General features: G+C 63.9%; 16 protein-coding genes and 1 pseudogene. 2 read left to right on the top strand and 15 right to left on the bottom strand.

What is annotated here, in order from left to right:
* Nucleotides 1–36: 36 nt before the first annotated feature.
* Both AB7F49_RS31370 and AB7F49_RS31365 read right to left on the bottom strand, forming a co-directional pair.
* Nucleotides 37–441, bottom strand: a pseudogene (locus tag AB7F49_RS31370) (glutamate 5-kinase); the annotation flags it as partial.
* 55 nt (nt 442–496) lie between these two features.
* A complete protein-coding gene (locus AB7F49_RS31365; protein ID WP_428529760.1) occupies nt 497–1,420 on the bottom strand; it encodes a VOC family protein in 924 nt (307 codons plus the stop codon).
* A 164-nt stretch (nt 1,421–1,584) separates the two neighbouring features.
* Between AB7F49_RS31365 and AB7F49_RS31360 the strand changes: the two genes are divergently transcribed.
* Nucleotides 1,585–2,610, top strand: coding sequence for an alpha/beta fold hydrolase (locus tag AB7F49_RS31360; protein ID WP_428529758.1), 1,026 nt, complete (start codon nt 1,585–1,587; stop codon nt 2,608–2,610).
* A gap of 29 nt (nt 2,611–2,639) precedes the next feature.
* Here the strand turns inward: AB7F49_RS31360 and AB7F49_RS31355 are convergent, their stop codons facing one another.
* From AB7F49_RS31355 to AB7F49_RS31310, 10 genes are all read right to left on the bottom strand, one after another.
* Nucleotides 2,640–3,491 carry a GNAT family N-acetyltransferase gene (locus AB7F49_RS31355; RefSeq protein WP_428529756.1) on the bottom strand — a complete coding sequence of 284 codons (852 nt, stop codon included), beginning with the start codon at nt 3,489–3,491 and terminating at the stop codon, nt 2,640–2,642.
* Nucleotides 3,492–3,620: 129 nt separating this feature from the next.
* A complete protein-coding gene (locus AB7F49_RS31350) occupies nt 3,621–4,997 on the bottom strand; it encodes a PQQ-dependent sugar dehydrogenase (RefSeq protein ID WP_428529754.1) in 1,377 nt (458 codons plus the stop codon).
* Between the two features lie 162 nt (nt 4,998–5,159).
* Nucleotides 5,160–6,227, bottom strand: coding sequence for an enolase C-terminal domain-like protein (locus AB7F49_RS31345; RefSeq protein WP_428529752.1), 1,068 nt, complete (start codon nt 6,225–6,227; stop codon nt 5,160–5,162).
* Complete coding sequence (locus AB7F49_RS31340; protein WP_428529750.1) at nt 6,224–7,408, bottom strand: FAD-dependent monooxygenase; 1,185 nt, start codon at nt 7,406–7,408, stop codon at nt 6,224–6,226. The genes AB7F49_RS31345 and AB7F49_RS31340 overlap by 4 nt, the downstream gene beginning before the upstream one ends.
* A gap of 124 nt (nt 7,409–7,532) precedes the next feature.
* Nucleotides 7,533–8,201: a TerC family protein gene (locus AB7F49_RS31335; RefSeq protein ID WP_428529761.1), complete on the bottom strand. Its 669-nt coding sequence runs from the start codon at nt 8,199–8,201 to the stop codon at nt 7,533–7,535.
* A 245-nt stretch (nt 8,202–8,446) separates the two neighbouring features.
* Nucleotides 8,447–8,890, bottom strand: coding sequence for a universal stress protein (locus tag AB7F49_RS31330; RefSeq protein WP_428529748.1), 444 nt, complete (start codon nt 8,888–8,890; stop codon nt 8,447–8,449).
* A 12-nt stretch (nt 8,891–8,902) separates the two neighbouring features.
* Nucleotides 8,903–10,225, bottom strand: a complete 1,323-nt coding sequence (locus AB7F49_RS31325; RefSeq protein WP_428529746.1) for an SLC13 family permease — start codon at nt 10,223–10,225, stop codon at nt 8,903–8,905.
* Nucleotides 10,226–10,541: 316 nt separating this feature from the next.
* Nucleotides 10,542–10,877, bottom strand: coding sequence for a hypothetical protein (locus AB7F49_RS31320; protein ID WP_428529744.1), 336 nt, complete (start codon nt 10,875–10,877; stop codon nt 10,542–10,544).
* A gap of 128 nt (nt 10,878–11,005) precedes the next feature.
* Nucleotides 11,006–11,620, bottom strand: a complete 615-nt coding sequence (locus tag AB7F49_RS31315; protein ID WP_428529742.1) for a response regulator transcription factor — start codon at nt 11,618–11,620, stop codon at nt 11,006–11,008.
* A gap of 25 nt (nt 11,621–11,645) precedes the next feature.
* A complete protein-coding gene (locus tag AB7F49_RS31310) occupies nt 11,646–13,337 on the bottom strand; it encodes an ATP-binding protein (protein ID WP_428529740.1) in 1,692 nt (563 codons plus the stop codon).
* Between the two features lie 209 nt (nt 13,338–13,546).
* Between AB7F49_RS31310 and AB7F49_RS31305 the strand changes: the two genes are divergently transcribed.
* Nucleotides 13,547–15,280 carry a 4-hydroxyphenylacetate 3-hydroxylase N-terminal domain-containing protein gene (locus AB7F49_RS31305; RefSeq protein ID WP_428529738.1) on the top strand — a complete coding sequence of 578 codons (1,734 nt, stop codon included), beginning with the start codon at nt 13,547–13,549 and terminating at the stop codon, nt 15,278–15,280.
* A 170-nt stretch (nt 15,281–15,450) separates the two neighbouring features.
* On the opposite strand, the gene AB7F49_RS31300 is transcribed toward AB7F49_RS31305, so the two are convergent.
* Genes AB7F49_RS31300 through AB7F49_RS31290 form a run of 3 tightly spaced genes read right to left on the bottom strand, consistent with a single transcriptional unit; the run spans nt 15,451 to nt 18,174 of the window.
* Nucleotides 15,451–16,482: an ABC transporter ATP-binding protein gene (locus AB7F49_RS31300; RefSeq protein WP_428529736.1), complete on the bottom strand. Its 1,032-nt coding sequence runs from the start codon at nt 16,480–16,482 to the stop codon at nt 15,451–15,453.
* Nucleotides 16,469–17,227 carry an ABC transporter ATP-binding protein gene (locus AB7F49_RS31295; RefSeq protein WP_428529734.1) on the bottom strand — a complete coding sequence of 253 codons (759 nt, stop codon included), beginning with the start codon at nt 17,225–17,227 and terminating at the stop codon, nt 16,469–16,471. Before AB7F49_RS31295 ends, AB7F49_RS31300 begins: the two co-directional genes overlap by 14 nt.
* Nucleotides 17,224–18,174 (bottom strand): branched-chain amino acid ABC transporter permease, encoded by a 951-nt coding sequence (locus AB7F49_RS31290; RefSeq protein WP_428529732.1) that lies wholly within the window; start codon nt 18,172–18,174, stop codon nt 17,224–17,226. Before AB7F49_RS31290 ends, AB7F49_RS31295 begins: the two co-directional genes overlap by 4 nt.
* Nucleotides 18,175–18,268 lie beyond the last annotated feature (94 nt).

The following is an 18,268-nucleotide window of genomic DNA, read 5'->3' as shown; positions in this document are numbered from 1 at the left end:
GACGGTGTCGTTCTCGATGCTGACTGGCACGCTCTACCATTCCAGCAGCCGGTCGTTGGTGGAGCGGGCGTTGAGATAGCGGCGTCGTTCCTCGGTATCGCCGAGGGTCACGAGAATTTGCCCCGCCGTGATGCCGTGGGCGCCGAGCCTCTCCGCCCAGAGTCGTGCAAGCGCGATCTGGCCGACCGCAGCGGCAGCCTGCGAATCCTCCAGCGCAAGAGCCCCCTTCGGCAGTTTCAGGACCGAGCGTCCGAGCGCGATCGCGCCCGACGACACCACGAGGATGTCGCGCCGGTCCGCGTGCAGCCAGGCGATGTCGTCGCACAATGCGCGCAGCCATTCCTCGCGTGCGCGGCCGGCGGCGGAATCGACGAGCAACGACGAACCGACCTTGATCACGATGCGGCGGAAATCGGAAAGCGCGGGGAGGCGGGCAGGCATGGACTTGTCGCTGAGAGGGATGTGACTTTTTGAATCCTGGGTGAATCCTGCGATTTCAATCGCGCTCCAGACGGTAGCCGCTTTCGGTGAACCGAAACAACGCCTGGGCTGCCTTCACGCGTGCGCTCGGTCCCGGAGTGATCCCCCAGTGATCGAGTCTGCCCGGCGGCCAGGTCCAGTCCTCGGGTTTGCCGACCGCATAGGAGTCATCGACCTGCTGCATCTCGCCGGTATATTCGATCGGAAGCTCTCCGGGTCCGCAAAAATAGGCGAACACGTTGTTTCCCGGCCCGTGCCGGCCCGGTCCCCATTCCACAGGATATCCGTGATCGCGCATGCGCCCGATCCCCCGCATCACCGAATCGAGGTCCGGCATTTCGAACGCGATATGATTGAGATTGGCGTTGTCGTTAAAGCCGAGCACCAGACTGTGATGATCGGCATTGCATCGAATGAAGCGGAATTGCCGGGTTTGATCCGACAACTTGAATCCGAGCGCCGCGGACAGGAAACCGAATGTCGCATCATTTTCGCGACAATTCAGGTTCACATGCGAGAGTCTGGTCGGTCGATCGACCTGCGCTCCGGACTCGGGGTGATCGTCCACTTCGCAAACGACCGCGAAATTCCGTTCTTCCGGATCCTTGAAGCCGAAACCGTATCCGCCGCCCGGCCCATGAAGCGAACGCGGCGCACCGTCGATCGCCGTCCCGAACCGGCCGACCTGTTCGAAGATGAGGTCGACCGCCTGCCGGCTGTCCGCCTGCAGCACGATCCGCACCAGGCCGGCCTCCTGCGGGGAGGCGGATCGCAGGCTGATGACGTGGAAATAGCGGTCCGTCGCTCGCAGGTAGATCGTTCCGTTGTCGGACGCGACCTCCTGCAGATGCCAAACGTCCGTGAAAAACGATCGCGCAAGGTCAAGGTCCCGCACGGCGAGGTCGACGCTTCGAACGGCATTGACGGATGCTTGGGTCACGGATGCCTCCGGCATGGCAAGGGCGCTGTTTGTGGCGAGGGATGAGCGGCTTTGCAAGCGATGACCCGCTCCACGAACGGAAAGCCGGCATGCCTGGTGCGGGCCGACATCGACAGGGCGATGGTGTACAGAGGCGTTCCTGTTCCAGCCCGAGTGTCCCATACATGCCTGACTTCGAGCCTCAAGCCGCCGATTTCACCATCGCGAACTTTGCTTTTCAAAGCGGGGAGCAACTGCCTGAGCTGCGTCAGCACTTTCTGACGCTCGGCGAAGCGAGGCGGGATGCGGACGGCCGGATCGTCAATGCCGTGCTGCTGCTTCACAACACCACCGGCAGCAGCTCGGGCTGGCTTTCGCCCGATCTCGCAGGCGAATTGTTCGGGCCGGGTCAGCCGCTGGACGCATCGAAGTATTTCCTGGTCATGCCGGATGCGATCGGCTTCGGCAGCTCCAGCAAGCCCAGCGACGGACTGCGCGCGCGCTTTCCGCGCTATCGCTATCAGGACATGGTTGTGGCGCAGCATCGTCTGCTGACGGAGCGGCTTGGTATCTCGCATCTCAGGCTGGTACTGGGCCTGTCGATGGGCGGGATGCTGACATGGTCATGGGGTGCGACCTTTCCCGACTTCATGGACTTGCTGGTCCCGCTCGCCTGCCAGCCATCTGCCATGAGCGGACGCAACTGGATCCAGCGCCGGATGCAGATCGAGGCGATCCGGAACGACCCCGACTGGAACAATGGCGACTATGGCGAGCAGCCCTGGCGCTACACATTGACGCCCTTCGGTGCGCTTCTCATCCAAAGCGTCGTGCGAATCCAGGAGATAGCGCCGACGCGGGAAGCGGCGGACGCGCTCTACCGGCAGATGGCCGAACGCGCCCGCAAGGGGGATGCCAACGATCGCCTGTATCAGCTCGAATCGTCCATGGACTATGATCCCGCACCGCATCTTGCGCGGATCACGGCACCACTGGTCGCAATCAATTTCGCCGACGACGAACTCAATCCGCCCGAGCTCGGCATCGTCGAACAGGCCATCGGTCGGATGTCGAACGGGCGCTCCGTGCTTGTCCCTGCGACCGGGACCTCCAGGGGGCATTCGACCGCCCTGCAGGCATCTCATTGGAAGTCGCACCTGTCCGAAGCCATGAAGATTGCCGCAATCGAAGCCGAACCAGCCCGTCCGTGACGAGGGGCGGATCGCTGGCGCGCGCGCCGTCATCCCAGCTCGAATGTCGTGACTCCGAACACCCGATCGAGCCGCAGTGGCGGAATCGGTCCGGTATACATCCGCGCGGTCTCGAATACCGGGACGAGACCCTGCCCGGTCGCGAGGGCGATTGCCTCTGCATGGATGCCCGGCACGTCAAGAAATACCTCGCCGCCGCCGATCGCGGCCAGCAAGGCACGGAACACCGCTTCGGCGGCAGCGCGGTCATCGGCGACCAGCGGGCCGATCTTGAATCCCCTGCGGCACGGACGGACGACGCCCCAGCCGGCGAGCCTGCCATCGCGCAACAATCCGCGACTGACATGACCGGGCGCATTGATCCAGCCGCGCAGGAAGCCGGATCGTGGTGCCGGGAATACCTCGGCGTCGCTTGCTTCCACTTCAGCCAGCCCGACATCGGTCAGCGCAACGACATCAGCGACATCGCGATGCGACGCATCCGGCGCGCGCAGGATGCCGCCATATCGCACATTGGCATACGCGCGGCTGAAGCCGGACTTCCGGTAATTCTGCTGCTGGGCCACGACACCATCGAGGCCGATCACGCGTGAACCGGCATGCGCGATGGCCGCATTCCAGATCTGCAGGCCGTAGCCATGGCCGCGCAGGTCCGGTCGCACGATGTAGAAGCCGAGAAAGGCGAAGCGCGAGTCGTAATTGACGCAGGAGATGGTCGCGACCGGTTCGCCTTCGATCTCGCCGATCAGAAATCCTGCCGGGTCCACTGCCGCAAAACAGACGGCATCGTTCAGGCCCGGATTCCAGCCTTCCGCGGCCGCCCAATCCACAGGGATCGACATCTCGGCCGGCAGCATCGGCCGGACTTGCAGCGCGCTCAATCCAGCAGCCCCTGTCAGTGCGTGCGAGCATCATGGCCGTGCAGTCATGCAGCCATCACTCGCCGCGATATTTAAGCGCGTCGAGTGATAGCCGAGCCCGCAGCCCGCGTGAAGGCGGACGTCCGCGGCTTAGCGGGCGTCCGTGGCAGCTCCCGTGGTCGGTGTCGTGCCAAGGTTGGACGTTGGCGAGCCGCCGCTTGCGGCCGTGACGTGCCAGATCGCATTGCCGGCGTCGTCCGCGACCAGAAGGCTGCCTTCGCGCGTGACCGTGACGCCCACGGGTCGTCCGTTTGCGACGGACTCGCCGTCCTTCACGAAACCGGTGAGAACATCGATCGGGTCGCCCGCGGGACGGCCGTCCCTGAACGGCACGAAAACCACCCGGTAGCCGCTCAGATCGGAGCGATTCCACGAACCGTGGAGCCCGACAAACATGCCGTTGCGGAATGGCGCCGGCAGCGCCTGGTCGCCATACCATGTCAGGCCGATGGCCGAGGTATGCCCGCCGAGGGCATAATCCGGCGTGATCGATTGCGCGACCAGATCCGGCCGCTGCGGCTGCACGCGCTCATCGACGATCTTGCCCCAGTAGCTGTATGGCCAGCCATAAAAGCCGCCATCCTTCACCGAGGTCAGATAATCCGGCGGGACATTGTCCCCGATTCCGTCACGCTCATTCACCGAGGTCCAGAGCGTTCCGGTCGTGGGTTCGATCGCCATGCCGTTGGCGTTGCGCAGACCCGACGCGAAGACCCGCGACTTGCCGGATGCGAGATCCAGTTCCCAGATGGTCGCGCGGTCCTTCTCGATCGCCATGCCCTTCTCGCCGATGTTGCTACCGGAACCGACCGTGATGAACAGTTTCGAGCCGTCGGCGGAAGGCATGATGTTGCGGGTCCAGTGGTGACCGACCGGGATGTCAACCAGCTTGGTGCCTTCCGCCTTGATGGATGTCTCGCCCTCCTTGTACGGATAGCGAACCACGCTGTCGGTATTGGCGACGTAGAACTGGTCTCCGATCAGGGCCATGCCGAAGGGCTGACGCAGACCCTCAAGGAAGACATGATGCTGGTCGGCGACGCCGTCACCGTCAGTGTCGCGCAACAGCGAAATGCGGTTGGCATTCTCGACGATCGAGCCGGCGCGCCGCATCACCCAGTTCTGCACGAGCGCCCGTGGATTCCAGGATGGCGACGGCTCGCTGGCTGCTTCCGCCACGAGCACGTCCCCGTTCGGCAGGACATAGACCCAGCGCGGGTGTTTGAGGTTGCGCGCAAAGGCCTTGACGGCCAGCCCTTCCGCCGCCTTCGGCATCGTGCCCTGCGGCCAGGGTTCCGCGCGCGCCCAGTTGATGGTGGGGAGCCACCCTTCTTCGGGCTCGGGAAGCTTTGGCTGCGGGCCCACCGCTTGTTCCGGAATTTCCGCCTGCGCCAGGGCCGCGGCGGGCCAAGCCAGCCCGGCCATGGCGATGAAAAGGGTGGCAAACAGAGCGCTGGTCGGCTTCATGGAATGTCTCCACCGTCGGAGCCGCATCGGCGTGCTCTCGCATTCCAAGCCAACGGCAGCGTTCCGCGGGAGTTCCGGACCGGTTGCGCAAAACCGGAGATGGCAGCGGGGCTGAACGTCGCAAGTCCGGTCGATGCGAACGGGCGCGAAAGCCGGCCGCCCTTAACGGACCAGTCCGCTGCGATGGCGTTCGCTCAGGCTGAGCCCGTGGCCGGGACCGTGCGAGCCGATCATCGTTCCGTCGGCGTCGATGGCGGGCCAGCCCTCGAACAGCGGTTCAAGCAGCGGAAACTCCTCCAGCCAGCGAATCGCGGGAGCAGCGGCTGCCGCATGGGCGAACAGGCCCGGCAGAAAATGCGGTGATACGATCGCGTCGAAACTGTCGGCCAGCACCCCCAGCTCGAGCACCGGGGTGAGACCGCCGATCATGGCGAGATCGGGCTGGATCACGCTGGCGATCCGATCGGACAGGAACGGCAGGAAATCCGCCCGCGTTTGCAGGTGCTCCCCGGTGGCGATGGCGGCCCCCGCGGCTCCCGCGAGGGCGCGATAGCCTTCCAGCGCGCGGGCCGGCAGCGGCTCCTCCACGAACAGGAGCCCGTGCTCGCGCGCAAGCGCCATCAGCCATAAGGCCTGCGGCAGGTCGCATTTCTCGTTGGCGTCGGCCATGATCCGGACGTGCGAGGGGATCGCCTGGCGCACCGCCTCGATGACCGGTGCATCGGACGGCATACCTTTGACACGGGGCTTCACCGCAGTCAGCCCCCGCGCGGCCTGTTCCGCCGCGATCGCAGCAGCCGCTTGTGGCGTTTGTGTCGTGTTGAAGCCGCCGCTGCCATAGACCGGAACACGTCGCAATTCGCCGCCCATCGCAATCCCAAGCGGCAGGCCAAGCCGGCATGCGTGCAGGTCCCAGGCTGCGACATCGATAGCCGCGAGCGCGACGAGATTGGGCCCCGGCCCGGTGCGGTTGAAGCTTGCGTTGATCCTTCGCCACAGCGCGGCCGGCGGCGGCAGCATTTGTCCGTCGACGAACCGCGCCGCCTGCTCCTGCGCGGCGCGAAACGCCACGCCGCCATGCCCGCCGATGACATAGGAGAAGCCAAGGCCGCGCGCGCCGTTCGTGTCGTCAAGCTCGACGATGATGACATCGACCGCCGATACCCCCGATCCCCCGACTGCCTGCGTCAGCTTGTGCGGGATCAGTCCCACCTTTGCCGAAACGGTCATGTCAGGGCGACCGTCATGGGATTGTAGGAATAGAGCCAGCGGTTGCGGCTCTCTCCTTCATTGCGCCGGGAGAACTCGGCGCGGATCGCTTCCTTGGAGGGCAGGTGAAACAGACGGCGGTTCTCCGTCGACTGCTCGACGATGCGCGCGGTGCGGTCGACGCGATTGCGCTGGTAGAGGTCGAGGCCCTCCGCAATGTCGTCAGTCTGGCGCAGCGCGCGCGCGAGCACCGCCGCGTCCTCGATCGCCATCGCCGCACCTTGCGCGAGATACGGCAGCGTTGCATGCGCGGAATCTCCGAGAATGGTGGCTCGGCGCGTGCTCCAGTTGCGGACCGGCGGGCGGTTGTGCAGCGACCAGCGGTAGCATTGGTCGCGATCCGCGGAGTCGATGATGGTCTGGATCGCCTCGTGCCAGCCGGCATAATCCGCCTTGAGCCGCTCCCAGGGAAATTTCACGGTCCAGGATTCCTCGGAAATCTCGTCGGTCTCCACGATTCCGACGAAGTTCAGGAGCGCCCCGCCGCGCAGGTAATAACAGACCGCATGCGCACCGGGTCCCATGAACACCGACATGACCGGGTCGAGAAACGGCCTGGGCAGCCGCTCTGCCGGTACCGTCACCCGCCAGGCTGCGTCGCCGGTATAGGTCGCGGGAATCTCGCCGACGATCTGGCGCGCGATCACGGATTTCAGCCCGTCCGCTCCAACCAGGATGTCGCCCTCGACGCTGGCGCCATCGGAAAAATGCAGGGTGACCTTGTCCTCGGTCTCGGAAAATCCGGTGACCTTTCGGTTCAGCCGGATCAGGTCCGGCTTGACCTTGCAGGCGGCGGTGGCGAGCAGGTCATGCAGGTCGGCGCGATGCAACTGAACATAAGGCGCGCCGTGCTGCTGACGGTGCTCCGCGGCGAGCGAAAATTCCTGGATGACCTCGCCTGTATCATGCAGACGGAACACATAGGCGCCGGGCTGCACGCCGAGGCTGACGACCGCTTCCTCGAGGCCCAGAAATCGCAGCACATGCATGGGATTGGCGCTGATCTGGATTCCGGCGCCGACCTCCGCGAGCACAGGCGCCTGCTCATAGACCTCGACATTGAAGCCCGCGCTCATCAGGCAGAGCGCGGAGGTGAGACCCCCGAGGCCCGCGCCGACGATCAGTACCTTTTCCCCCGCCATACCCCCGGCTTCCAAACCATTGGCGACGCGCGACCATTGCATTTCGCGGCAATGGCGCGCAACCGCGCAGGGCGCATGGCGATGCCATGCCGCCTGCGCGGAGCGATGGGCGGTAGCCGGTCTGTCAGCCCACGAAATTGATGGCGACCGGCAGAACCTCGTTGAAGCCGCGATAGATCATGTCGACCGCAACATAGAGGATGACCGCAAGGCCGACATAGGCGATCCAGCGGTGCTTCTGCAGCAGATTGGCAATGAAGCTTGCGGCTATGCCCATCAGCGCGATCGAAAGCACGAGGCCGAAGACCAGCACGTAGGGATGGTCGCGCGCGGCGCCTGCGACCGCGAGTACATTGTCGAGCGACATCGAGACGTCGGCGATGACGATCTGCCAGGCGGCCTGAGCGAAGGTCTTTTTCGGTGCGCCCGGGCGGGAGGCAATCGTGCCGTCTTCGTTGATGTCCGTGTTTGACAAGGCCTCTTCCGCGTCGACGATCTCTTCGTGCGGGGTGCGCAGTTCGCGCCACATTTTCCAGCAGACCCACAGCAGAAGGATGCCGCCTGCGAGCAGCAGGCCGACGATCTGCAGAAGTTGCGTGGTCATCAACGCGAACACGATACGCAGCAGGGTTGCCGCGACGATGCCGATCAGGATGACTCTGGTGCGTTGATCGGCGGGAAGACCCGCGGCCGCAAGACCGATGACGATGGCGTTGTCGCCCGCAAGCACCAGATCGATCATGATGACCTGGAAGAAGGCGGAGAGCGCCTGTGGTGTGATGAATTCAAACAAGGCCGTATGCTCCTTTGATGTTGGAAGGAACAGCCCTGCAGACAGCTTGACGAACTGGCGGCTCACGGACGGCATCCGTGAATCCCAGAGCGGCGCGGCGGCCAAGCGGGGCGGTTCCTTGCGGAATTCCAGTCCGACATCGCAACCCTTGCGGGTTGCCAGCGGGGCCCGGCCTGGCTGCTTTCTCCCTGGTTGGGGGCCCGCGATGCGGGCCCGGGAAAATCAAGATCGATGGGCTCGCGCGACTAGCGGAACACCATCACGGGAATCTTCGCCTGATTGAGCACTTTCTGGGTGACGCTGCCGACCAGGATGCCGCGCAGCCCGCTCTTGCCGTGCGAGCCCATGACGATCAGGTCGCACTTCCTTTCCTTCGCGACTTTCAGGATCGCTTCGTCCGGAAAATCGCTGGTGACGTGGATGACTTTGCAGGGCACGCCCGCCTTGCTTGCCGCGCGCTCGACGAAGCCGAGATTCTTCTCGATGATCTTCTCAATGATCGCCTCGTGCTCGCGCGGAGTCGCATACCCGACCGGCATGCTGTCGCGATAGATGATCGGGGTCGCGGGCGGTGCCGCGAAAAGTCCGACGATTTTTGCGCCCGTCGCCTTCGCGAGGGCGATGCCGCCGGTGGCCGCCTTCCGTGACAGCGGGGAGCCGTCGGTCGGGATCAGGATGGTCTTGAACATGACGATTCCCTCTTATTGCGCGTAGGGCAGGACCCAGATTAGCATCCCGAACACGTAGCAGATGAACGAACTCACCAGCGCGAACGGAATGCTCCACGACAGAAATTCGCGCAGCGAGACCTTGCGATCCTCTTCTTTTTCCGCAATCCGCAGCGCCACATAGAGCGCCGGCGCGCCTGCAATGGTGAGATTGCTTCCGAGCGTGCCCGACCACAGCACCATCCACCAGAGCGGCCAGGTCGGGATGCCCTGGGCTCCAAGATCGCGGATCATATAGAGGAAGGTCAGAATATAGGCGTCGTGTTCGACGAGCCCGACGATCGGAATCGTAATCCAGTACAGCAGCGTGGCGCCGAGCGCGAAATTGGCCGCGAAAAGCGGCTTCATCGCATCCGCCATCAATTGCAGGATGTGCGTCTTTTCGAGGCCGCCGACCAGCGCAAACAGCGCGATGTAGAACAGGATGGCACGCCAGTCGAGTTCCTGCACGATATGTTCGAAGCTCGGTGGCTGCTTCAGCTTTTCGCTCATGAGCTCCACGACGAGCGCCAGAATGATCGCACCGGTCAGGGCAATGAACCCGAGCTTCACGCCCAGCAATTCGCGCATCGCCATCGCGGCGACGGTCAGCAGGAATATTCCGCAGGTGATGGTCGCGAACAGGGGGTCCGGAATGTCGGACTTGATGCTGGCGGCCCCCTCCGGCGACACTTTGCCGATGCCGCGAAAGCCGTACAGATACATGAAGGCGAGGGTGAGGGCGAATGTCACCATCAGGATCGGGAAGGACGACGGACGCCCGTACTGCCAGATGAAGTCGAAGAATTCGGCTCCGGCGACGCTGTGCAGCATCTGCGGCGGCAAGTCGCCCAGCAGCAAAGCGGTGCCCATGAAATTGGCGCTGAATCCGATCATCAGCACGAGCGGCGTTGCCGGTATGGAAAGCGCCCGCGCGAGCGGCAAGGCCACCGGCGCCATCATCAGGATGCAGACGACGTTGTCGATGAACATCGACAGGATGCCGGTCAGCATCGACAGAACGAGGATGAGCAGGCCGGGTCGTCCGCCGGACAATTTCAGCGACTGCACCGACAGCCAGCTCGGAACACCGCTCTTGCCGAAATAGCCGGCGATGATCCAGATCCCGATCAGGATCGCCATCACGTTCCAGTCGACCAGCTGCGCTGCCTCGACTTCGGTCATGGTGCCCATCCAGACCATGACCGCGACGCCGATCAGTGCGGCAACCGTGGCGTCGAGCTTGTTGATGACAATGGCGACGATCGTCACCGCGAATACGGCGAGCGTCATCCATTGCAAGAGCGTCAAAGTCATCGCATGTCCCCCAAAGACGGATGATCCGGAAGCGGTTGCCCGGGCGGCGACGGGTGCCCGCCGGTGGCGCAGCGGCCGAAGTCAGCGCGGCGCATGGCGCTCAGCCGCGGCGCGGACGGCAGTGCGCCGGATGCGCGCCCCGAGACGCATCGCGCCGCTCGGGCCCTGGCAGCCGGAACCGGAAGCAAAACAGGCGATTGGATGCGCGTAGTGCGCGCGGGACGGTCATCGAAGGGCCACTCCTTGTAGACTTCCAGTCCGACATCGCAGTGCGTGGCACTGCCAGAGGGGCCCGGCCTGGTATGGTATGCTCCGGCTATGGAGACGCGATTGCAGCTCCAAAAAACTCCAAAATTCGATATGGATCGCTGAACACACCGGCGGCGATCCCGACGAGAATGCAGGCTCCGGAGAAATCGAAGATCGTGATGCCGGCGATATTCTTCTCGGCCTGCATCAGCCAGCCGCCACAGGCTGCGATTGCGGCCACTGCCAGCGCCAGCGCCGATATTCCCGGCAGCACGAGCTGTTCCGGCAGCTTCGCGACCACCAAGACCAGCAACATGCCCGTGACGGCGGCAATGATCGGCACGTCGATCGCCGGCAGCCGACGCGCCTCGCCGTTCCGTCGCCCGGGCATTTCACGCGACATGCATCGCTCCGCCGGACTTTGCACCACAGAGCGCAAACCGTCCGGCGATGAAGCTATTCGGCAACGGCGCAGCAGTGCATCGGTAACAACACGACCGTATAACTACAGTAAGCGGTATGCTGCTCCGCTCAGGGTACGATCCGGTTGAGCCTGATTGCCTGGCGCACCAGCACCGCCACGCTTTCCGCCTGCATTTTTTCCATGATTTGTGCGCGATAGCTTTCGACGGTGCGGGTCGAAAGATCGAGCCGCCCCGCAATCGCCTGACTTGTGAAGCCCCCGGCGACGAGGTCGAAAATCTCGACCTGGCGGGGTGTCAGCCGCGAAAAGCGATCAACGAGCTCGTCCTGCTGGACGCGGGTGTCGTGCACCGCGAAGACTCGGGCCAGCGCCCGGTTGATGGCGGCCACCAGCTTGGCGTCGTCCACCGGCTTCTCGATGAAATCGTCGGCCCCCGCCTTGATTCCGGCGACCGCCATCGGCACGTCGGCATGACCGGACATCAGAATGATCGGAATTCCAAGTCCACGCCGCGCGATTTCGGCAACCAGCGCAATCCCATCCATGCCGGGCATGCGGACATCGGCAACGACACATCCCGGCCGCGCCGGATTGATCCTGTCGAGGAACGCGGTCGCCGAATCAAACTGCTCGACGGTAAAGCCGAATACCGTCAGCATTTCTCCAACGGCATGCCGTACCGACGCCTGGTCGTCGATCAGGAATATGATGGGCGCGCTCATTTCCGGCGATCTCGCACCTATCGTGTTATTGGAGGCCGGAGGATGGTTCAAGCGGCAACGAGAAGCGAAACTCGGTTCGGCCGGGTTCGGCCGATTGCAACCAGATGCGCCCGCCATGCGATTCGACGATTCCGCGACTGATCGATAGTCCGAGCCCCAGGCCCTCGTGTTTCGACGTGGTCATCGGCTCGAACATCGTGCGCGCCACCTCCGGCGGGACACCCGGGCCGTTGTCGCTGACCGCAATCTCGATGCGTGGCGGCGAGGCGAGGGCCACGGCGGACAGGCGGATCGTGCCATCCCGCTGCTGGGCGCCGGAAATCGCCTCGGAGGCATTGCGGATCAGATTCAGGATCACCTGCTCGACCTGAATCCGGTCGCCATGCGCCATGGGCAGGTCGCTCGGGACATCACGGGAGATCTCGATTCCGCGCGCGCTGGCGTCGGGCTGCGCCAGCATCAGCGCATCATCGATCGTGGCGCGAATCTCGAAGCTCGAAACATGCGGACGGCCGCGCCGGAGAAATTCGCGCATCCTGCGCATTACCCCGCTGGCATGATCGATCTGTGCGACCGCGTTCGTGATATTGCCGGTGGCGCGGGGCAGGTCCGGGGATGCGCTCTCAAGAATGTGCTGGGCAGAACGCGCCAGCGCGCGGGCGGCGGTCATCGGCTGGTTGATCTCATGCGCAAGCGCGGAGGCCATGCCGCTGACGAGGCTGAAGCGCGCCGCGCGCTCAGCCTCCATCTCCTTGTCGCGCAGCCGCTCTTCGGCGATCCGCATCAGCCGGTCGGAATTCTGACGCTCGCTAACGACCGCGCCGACCACGAGGCCGGTACCGGTCAGCACGAGCATCAATGTCTGCATGTCGGTGAAGGCGCGGGCATCGTATCCGAAATAATGCAGCAGAGCGACCAGACCGAATTGCGCGATCGAAAGCGTCACGCAGGCGCCATCGAAGCCGTGCCGCACCGCTGCGATCATGACCGGCACGAATAGCAGATAGAAATAGCGAAAGCCGCCACCGTCCGTGCCGCCGACGATCACCCAGAGTGCGGCGCAGATGCAGGCGGCATAAAGCACCACCTCCAGCGCAAGCGGTCGCGAATAGCCGGACAGGGATGCGTCGCCCTGCAGCCGCATGACCAGACGGAGCGTGAGCGGAGTCATCACGGCAATGCCGATGACATCGCCGAGCAGAAGCGGCGTTGCCGCGATGAGGATATTGTCGAGCGCGATGCGGTGGTCGAGCAGCAGCAACAGGCCGAGAAGCCCGGAACTGACGAAGGCGGCGGCAACCCCGACCGCGAGAAGTTCCACCAGATCCCGCAAGCGATGGAGAGCGGTGTCGAGCTGCAGCACATGGCGGATCACGAACGAGGCGATGGCATAGACCAGCGAGATGATGCCGGCGATCGCGACGATGATCGGCCATTGCAGCGCGGTCCGCACCACGATCAGCTCGGCGGCGATCATTCCGATGAACAAGACGAGGCCGTAGACGGGACCCCGCAGCAGCATGAACGCGAAAACGACTCCGAGACCCGGATTCCACGGCGTGATCGGAACGCCCATGAATTCGTGGATGGAGCTGAGCCATTCAAGCGCCACGAAGAGGACCGCAAGGGCGGCGCCCAGCACCGTCCGGCTGATCCAGAACGGGGATTGAGTGATCGAATTCAAGCCGCCCGTCAGGGATCGAACGGTGATCGTCATTTCAGGCCGGCATCCTTGCCCACTCATTGCGCATGCAAGGGCAGTCTAACCTGTCAACTTCGCCGATCACAGGGCCGCGCCGCGCTCTCTTGCCATCGCAAAACCGCTTCCATATCGTAGCGCATGACTTGGCCAGGGACTTGATTTCCATCAGGCATCCTGCGCTGCACGAGCCGCGAAAACGCGGCCTTTTCGGGAGGATTTCACATATGGCTCAGGCGGCTTTGCGCGACGACAAGGTGGCCTTTGCGGCCGATCCGGCGACCACCGGAAAGATCAAGGCCGCGTCGCCGATGAACGGCGAGCAGTTTCTGGAGTCGCTGCGCGACGGTCGTGAAATCTACATCTACGGAGAGCGGGTCAAGGACGTGACCACGCATCCGGCTTTCCGCAATACCTCGCGGATGGTTGCGCGCCTGTACGACGCGCTGCACGATCCCAAGCACAAGGACAAGCTGCTGGTGCCGACCGACACCGGCAATGGCGGCATGACGCAGGCCTATTTCAAGGCGCCGAAGAATGTTGCGGAATCCGTCGCCGGCCGTGATGCGATCGCGGAATGGGCGAAGATCACTTATGGCTGGCTGGGCCGCGCGCCGGACTACAAGGCCGCGTTCCTTGGGACACTCGGCGCCAATGCCGACTTCTACGATCCCTGGCAGGAGAACGCGAAGCGCTGGTATCAGTTCAGTCAGGAGCGCGTGCCGTTCGTCAATCATGCGATCATCCATCCGCCGACCGACCGCAACCGTCCGCCGAACGAGGTGGGCGACGTCTGCTGCCACGTCGAGAAGGAGACCGACGCCGGTATCATCGTTTCCGGGGCGAAGGTGGTCGCGACCGGCTCGGCGCTGACCAACTACACCTTTGTCGCCCATCACGGGCTGATTCCGGTGCAGGATCGCAACTTTGCGGCCATCTTCATGATCCCGACCAACGCGCCGGGTGTGAAGCTGATCTGCCGCACGTCCTACGAAATGACATCGACCGCGATGGGCTCGCCGTTCGATTATCCGCTGTCCAGCCGCATCGACGAGAACGACGCCGTGTTCATTCTGGACAAGGTGCTGGTGCCCTGGGAAAACGTGTTCTGCTACGGCGACGTGGAGAAGGCGAACAACTTCTTCCCGCGCACCGGCTTCCTGCCGCGCGCGCTGCTGCATGGCTGCACGCGGCTTGCCGTGAAGCTCGACTTCATCGCCGGGCTTCTGCTGAAGGCCGTGGAGGCCACCGGTTCCAAGGATTTCCGCGGCGTGCAGGCCAATGTCGGCGAGGTGCTGGTCTGGCGCAACCTGTTCTGGGGCCTGACCGAGGCGATGGCGCGCAACCCCAAGCCGTGGGTCGGCGAGTATCTGCTGCCGGATATCGAGCCTGCCGGCGCCTATCAGATCGTCTCGACCATGGCCTATACTAGGGTGAAATACATCATCGAGCAGACGGTGGCATCCGGCCTCATCTATCTCAACTCGTCGGCGCGCGACTTCAGGAACCCGGAGATCCGCCCCTATATCGACAAGTATATGCGCGGTTCGAACGGCTACGATGCGGAAGGCCGGGTGAAGCTGCTGAAGCTTCTGTGGGATGCGATCGGAAGCGAGTTCGGTGGCCGGCACGAATTGTACGAAATCAATTACGGCGGTTCGACCGAGGAAATCCGCCGCTACGTGCTGTTCGGCGCGATGGCGGGCGGCACGGCGAAGAACCTGCAGGGCTTCGCGGAGCAGTGCATGGCGGAATACGATCTCGACGGCTGGAAGGTGCCCGACCTCATCGACCCCGACGAGCTCAGCTATCACGTCATCCGCAGCGCCGGCTCGGTGTCGCCGCAGGTCGCCCATGAACAGGAGGCGAAACCGAAGCTGCACGCGGTCAAGACGCCGGGCGGCGATTTCGCCAGCAGCAATCAGTCGGGTGGATTTCGCAATCCGTATGCGGTGCCGTGATGCGTCCTTACCCTCTCCCTTGTGGGGAGGGTCGCGAGCGAAGCGAGCGGGGTGGCGGTCGATATATGAACTTCGCTGCCACCCCCACCCCGATCTCCTTCGCTATTGCTCAGTCGATCGCCCCTCCCCACAAGGGGGAGGGTAAAGAGGCGACAGCGGTCTGCTGAAGATTACTTCTCCACGCTCCGTGCGTAGGGATTGGAGAAGCCGCCGGTCAGGTCGGCGCGCTCATGCGCCGGTGCGGACGCGTCTGGCGCCGTTTCCTCCGGCTTCTTCGGCGCGAAGTCGTAGGACACGGCCCGTGCATACGGGTTGTAGAAACCGCCCATGGTCTGGCCTCGTTGTGTGAGATCGGCGCCGCCCTCGGGCGAGTGCCGCAGTTCGTCCCGCGCGGGCGCGATGGTACGGGCGAACGGGTTAACAAATCCCCCAGCCGCCATCGGTTGTGCCATCGCTTGAGGCTGAGGCGCCGCCGCAGTTCTTGCGGTTTCGGCCTTCAGTCCGAGATAGGCGCGGGCGATCCCGGCATCCTTCTTCATTTGCTCGGCGCTGCCGGAGGAATGGATGCGGCCGTTCTCCAGCACATAGACGATGTCGGCGAGCTGCAGGCTTTGATGCGCATTCTGCTCGACCAGTACGACCGCCTGTCCGCCCCTGGTGATGGTGCGCAAGGTCGCGAACAGCTCCTTGATCAGCCGCGGCGACAGACCGAGCGAGGGTTCGTCGAGCAGCAGGATTTTCGGTTCCGACATCAGCGCGCGGGCGATTGCCAGCATCTGCTGCTCGCCGCCGCTCATGGTCCTGGCAAGCTGGTTGCGGCGTTCGGCCAGCCGCGGAAAGGTGGCGAGCTGCCTTTCGAGCTGGCGCGCTTCATCGGCGCGGGCCCGTTCGGGATAGGAGCCGAGCCTGAGATTGTCGATCACCGTCATCTCGCCGAACAGCCGGCGGCCTTCCGGCACCAGCGCGATGCCGGCGGACACGATCCGGTGCGGCGGCTCGTTTTCGATCGGGCGATCCTCGAACAGGATGCGGCCGCCGGGCTTCGGCTGAACGAGCCCCGCAATGGTCTTGAGCAATGTGGTCTTTCCGGCGCCGTTGGCGCCGAGAATGACGGTGGTGCGCGCGGCCGGAACCTCGATCGAGACGCCGTGCAGCGCCTCGTGCTTGCCGTAGGCCACGCTGATATTTTCAAGCCGCAGCATCGTCGGCTCCGATATCCGCACCCAGATAGGCCTGCATCACCTGCCGGTTCGACAGCACGGCGTCGGGCGTGCCTTCGGCGATCTTTTCGCCGGCATTCATGACGACGCAAGTATCGCACAGGGCGCGGATTGCTTCCATCACATGCTCGATCATGACGATGGTGACGCCGTCCTTGCGAATCTGGCGGATCAGCTCGATTCCGACCTGCAATTCCGTGGGGTTGAGCCCGGCGAGCCATTCGTCCAGCAGCAGCAATTCGGGGCGCGTGGCGAGCGCGCGCGCAAGCTCGACGCGCTTCTGGTCGATATAGGTGAGCTGCGATCCGTAGAGATGCGCCTGGTTGCCGAGGCCGACGCGGGCAATAAGCCGCTCGGCGTCGCGCTCCGCTTCGGCCGGGCTGGTGGGCTCGGCTCCGAACATGCGGCCGAGCATCACGTTCTCCAGCGCGGTCATGCCGGGCAGTACGCGCACGAGCTGGAAGGTGCGGGCGATGTGCGCGCGGCACACCTCGAACGAGCGGCGGCCGAGAAGCTCCTGTCCGCCAAAGCGGATCGAGCCGGAATCGGCGGGGAATTCGGCGGTGATGAGATTGAGCACGGTGGTCTTGCCCGAGCCGTTCGGTCCGATCAGCCCGGTGATGCTGCCGCGCCGGACCTCGAACGACATGTCGCGGACGGCGACAAGTCCGCCGAACGCCTTGCGCAGGCCCGAAATGGCAAGCAGCGGTTCGGATGCATGCGTCATGGGACGAATGCCTTCTCGCGCACGCGCCGCCAGAGGCTCTGCCAGTGGCGTTCGATCAGCGGCGCGAGGCCGCCCGGAATGAAGTATACGATCACCACGAAGCAAAGGCCGAGAATGATGCTGAAATAGCGCGTACCGGCGAGAATTTCCGACAGCACCACCAGCGGGATCGCGCCGATCATCGGCCCCCAGTAGCGGCCCGGTCCTCCGAGCAGCGCCGCGATCAGCACCTGGAACGACCACGAGCTGTTGAAGGCGGTCGGCGCGTCGATATAGGGGAAGCGCAGCACCAGTACCGCCCCGACCAGCGCCATCGCCGCGGCCGACAGCGCGAAGCACAGCACCTTGACCCAGGTGGTGTTGATGCCGGTGTGGCGCGCAACGGTTTCGTCCTCGCCGATCGCGCGCAGCGCGTAGCCGAGCCGCGACTGGCTCACATACCAGCTGCCAACCACGGTGGCGACCGCGACCGCCAGCAGGGTCAGGTAGATCGTGGTATTGGAGACGTCGGAGAAGATGTATCGGGTGGCGGTGTGGTTGATCTTGATCTCCCACCAGTTGATCACCTGATGGAAAAGTTCGGTCAGGCCGAACGTGAAGATCACGAAATAGACGCCGCGCAGCCGCAGCGTCGAAAGGCCGACCAGCGCGGCCACCAGAAAGCCGATGATCGCAGCAAGCACCAGGGCGATTGCGATCGGCATATACTGGTGCGAGATCGCGAGCGCGTAGACGCCGATGCCGTAGAAGGCGGAGGTCGCGAGCGAGATGTAGCGGGTCGCACCTGAGAAGAACGACCACGCGGTCGCCAGCGCGATATTGGCGAACATCAGATAGAAGAACGAAATCGAATAATCCGAGACCACGAAAGGCAGCAGCGCAAGCGCGATGGTAACGATTGCGAACAGCCCGAGCGTCCCGCGGTTCTTGTCGATGATGTCAGGCACGGGTGAACAATCCGGTCGGCCGCACCAGCAGGATCAGCATGAACAGCGCGAAGTTGATCGCGATCGTCAGTGCCGGATCGATGAGATATCCGCC

Source organism: Pseudorhodoplanes sp., assembly GCF_050250235.1.
In the GTDB taxonomy this organism is placed as follows: Bacteria; Pseudomonadota; Alphaproteobacteria; order Rhizobiales; family Xanthobacteraceae; genus Pseudorhodoplanes.
This window is presented reverse-complemented; position numbering and strand designations above follow the sequence as displayed.

Excerpts from the sequence above, each read along its gene's own strand:
- AB7F49_RS31360 (WP_428529758.1), top strand. The coding sequence starts at position 1,585 with ATGCCTGACTTCGAGCCTCAAGCCGCCGATTTCACCATCGCGAACTTT.
- AB7F49_RS31350 (WP_428529754.1), bottom strand. The coding sequence starts at position 4,997 with ATGAAGCCGACCAGCGCTCTGTTTGCCACCCTTTTCATCGCCATGGCC.
- AB7F49_RS31345 (WP_428529752.1), bottom strand. The coding sequence starts at position 6,227 with ATGACCGTTTCGGCAAAGGTGGGACTGATCCCGCACAAGCTGACGCAG.
- AB7F49_RS31340 (WP_428529750.1), bottom strand. The coding sequence starts at position 7,408 with ATGGCGGGGGAAAAGGTACTGATCGTCGGCGCGGGCCTCGGGGGTCTC.
- AB7F49_RS31330 (WP_428529748.1), bottom strand. The coding sequence starts at position 8,890 with ATGTTCAAGACCATCCTGATCCCGACCGACGGCTCCCCGCTGTCACGG.
- AB7F49_RS31325 (WP_428529746.1), bottom strand. The coding sequence starts at position 10,225 with ATGACTTTGACGCTCTTGCAATGGATGACGCTCGCCGTATTCGCGGTG.
- AB7F49_RS31320 (WP_428529744.1), bottom strand. The coding sequence starts at position 10,877 with ATGTCGCGTGAAATGCCCGGGCGACGGAACGGCGAGGCGCGTCGGCTG.
- AB7F49_RS31315 (WP_428529742.1), bottom strand. The coding sequence starts at position 11,620 with ATGAGCGCGCCCATCATATTCCTGATCGACGACCAGGCGTCGGTACGG.
- AB7F49_RS31310 (WP_428529740.1), bottom strand. The coding sequence starts at position 13,337 with ATGACGATCACCGTTCGATCCCTGACGGGCGGCTTGAATTCGATCACT.
- AB7F49_RS31305 (WP_428529738.1), top strand. The coding sequence starts at position 13,547 with ATGGCTCAGGCGGCTTTGCGCGACGACAAGGTGGCCTTTGCGGCCGAT.
- AB7F49_RS31300 (WP_428529736.1), bottom strand. The coding sequence starts at position 16,482 with ATGCTGCGGCTTGAAAATATCAGCGTGGCCTACGGCAAGCACGAGGCG.
- AB7F49_RS31295 (WP_428529734.1), bottom strand. The coding sequence starts at position 17,227 with ATGACGCATGCATCCGAACCGCTGCTTGCCATTTCGGGCCTGCGCAAG.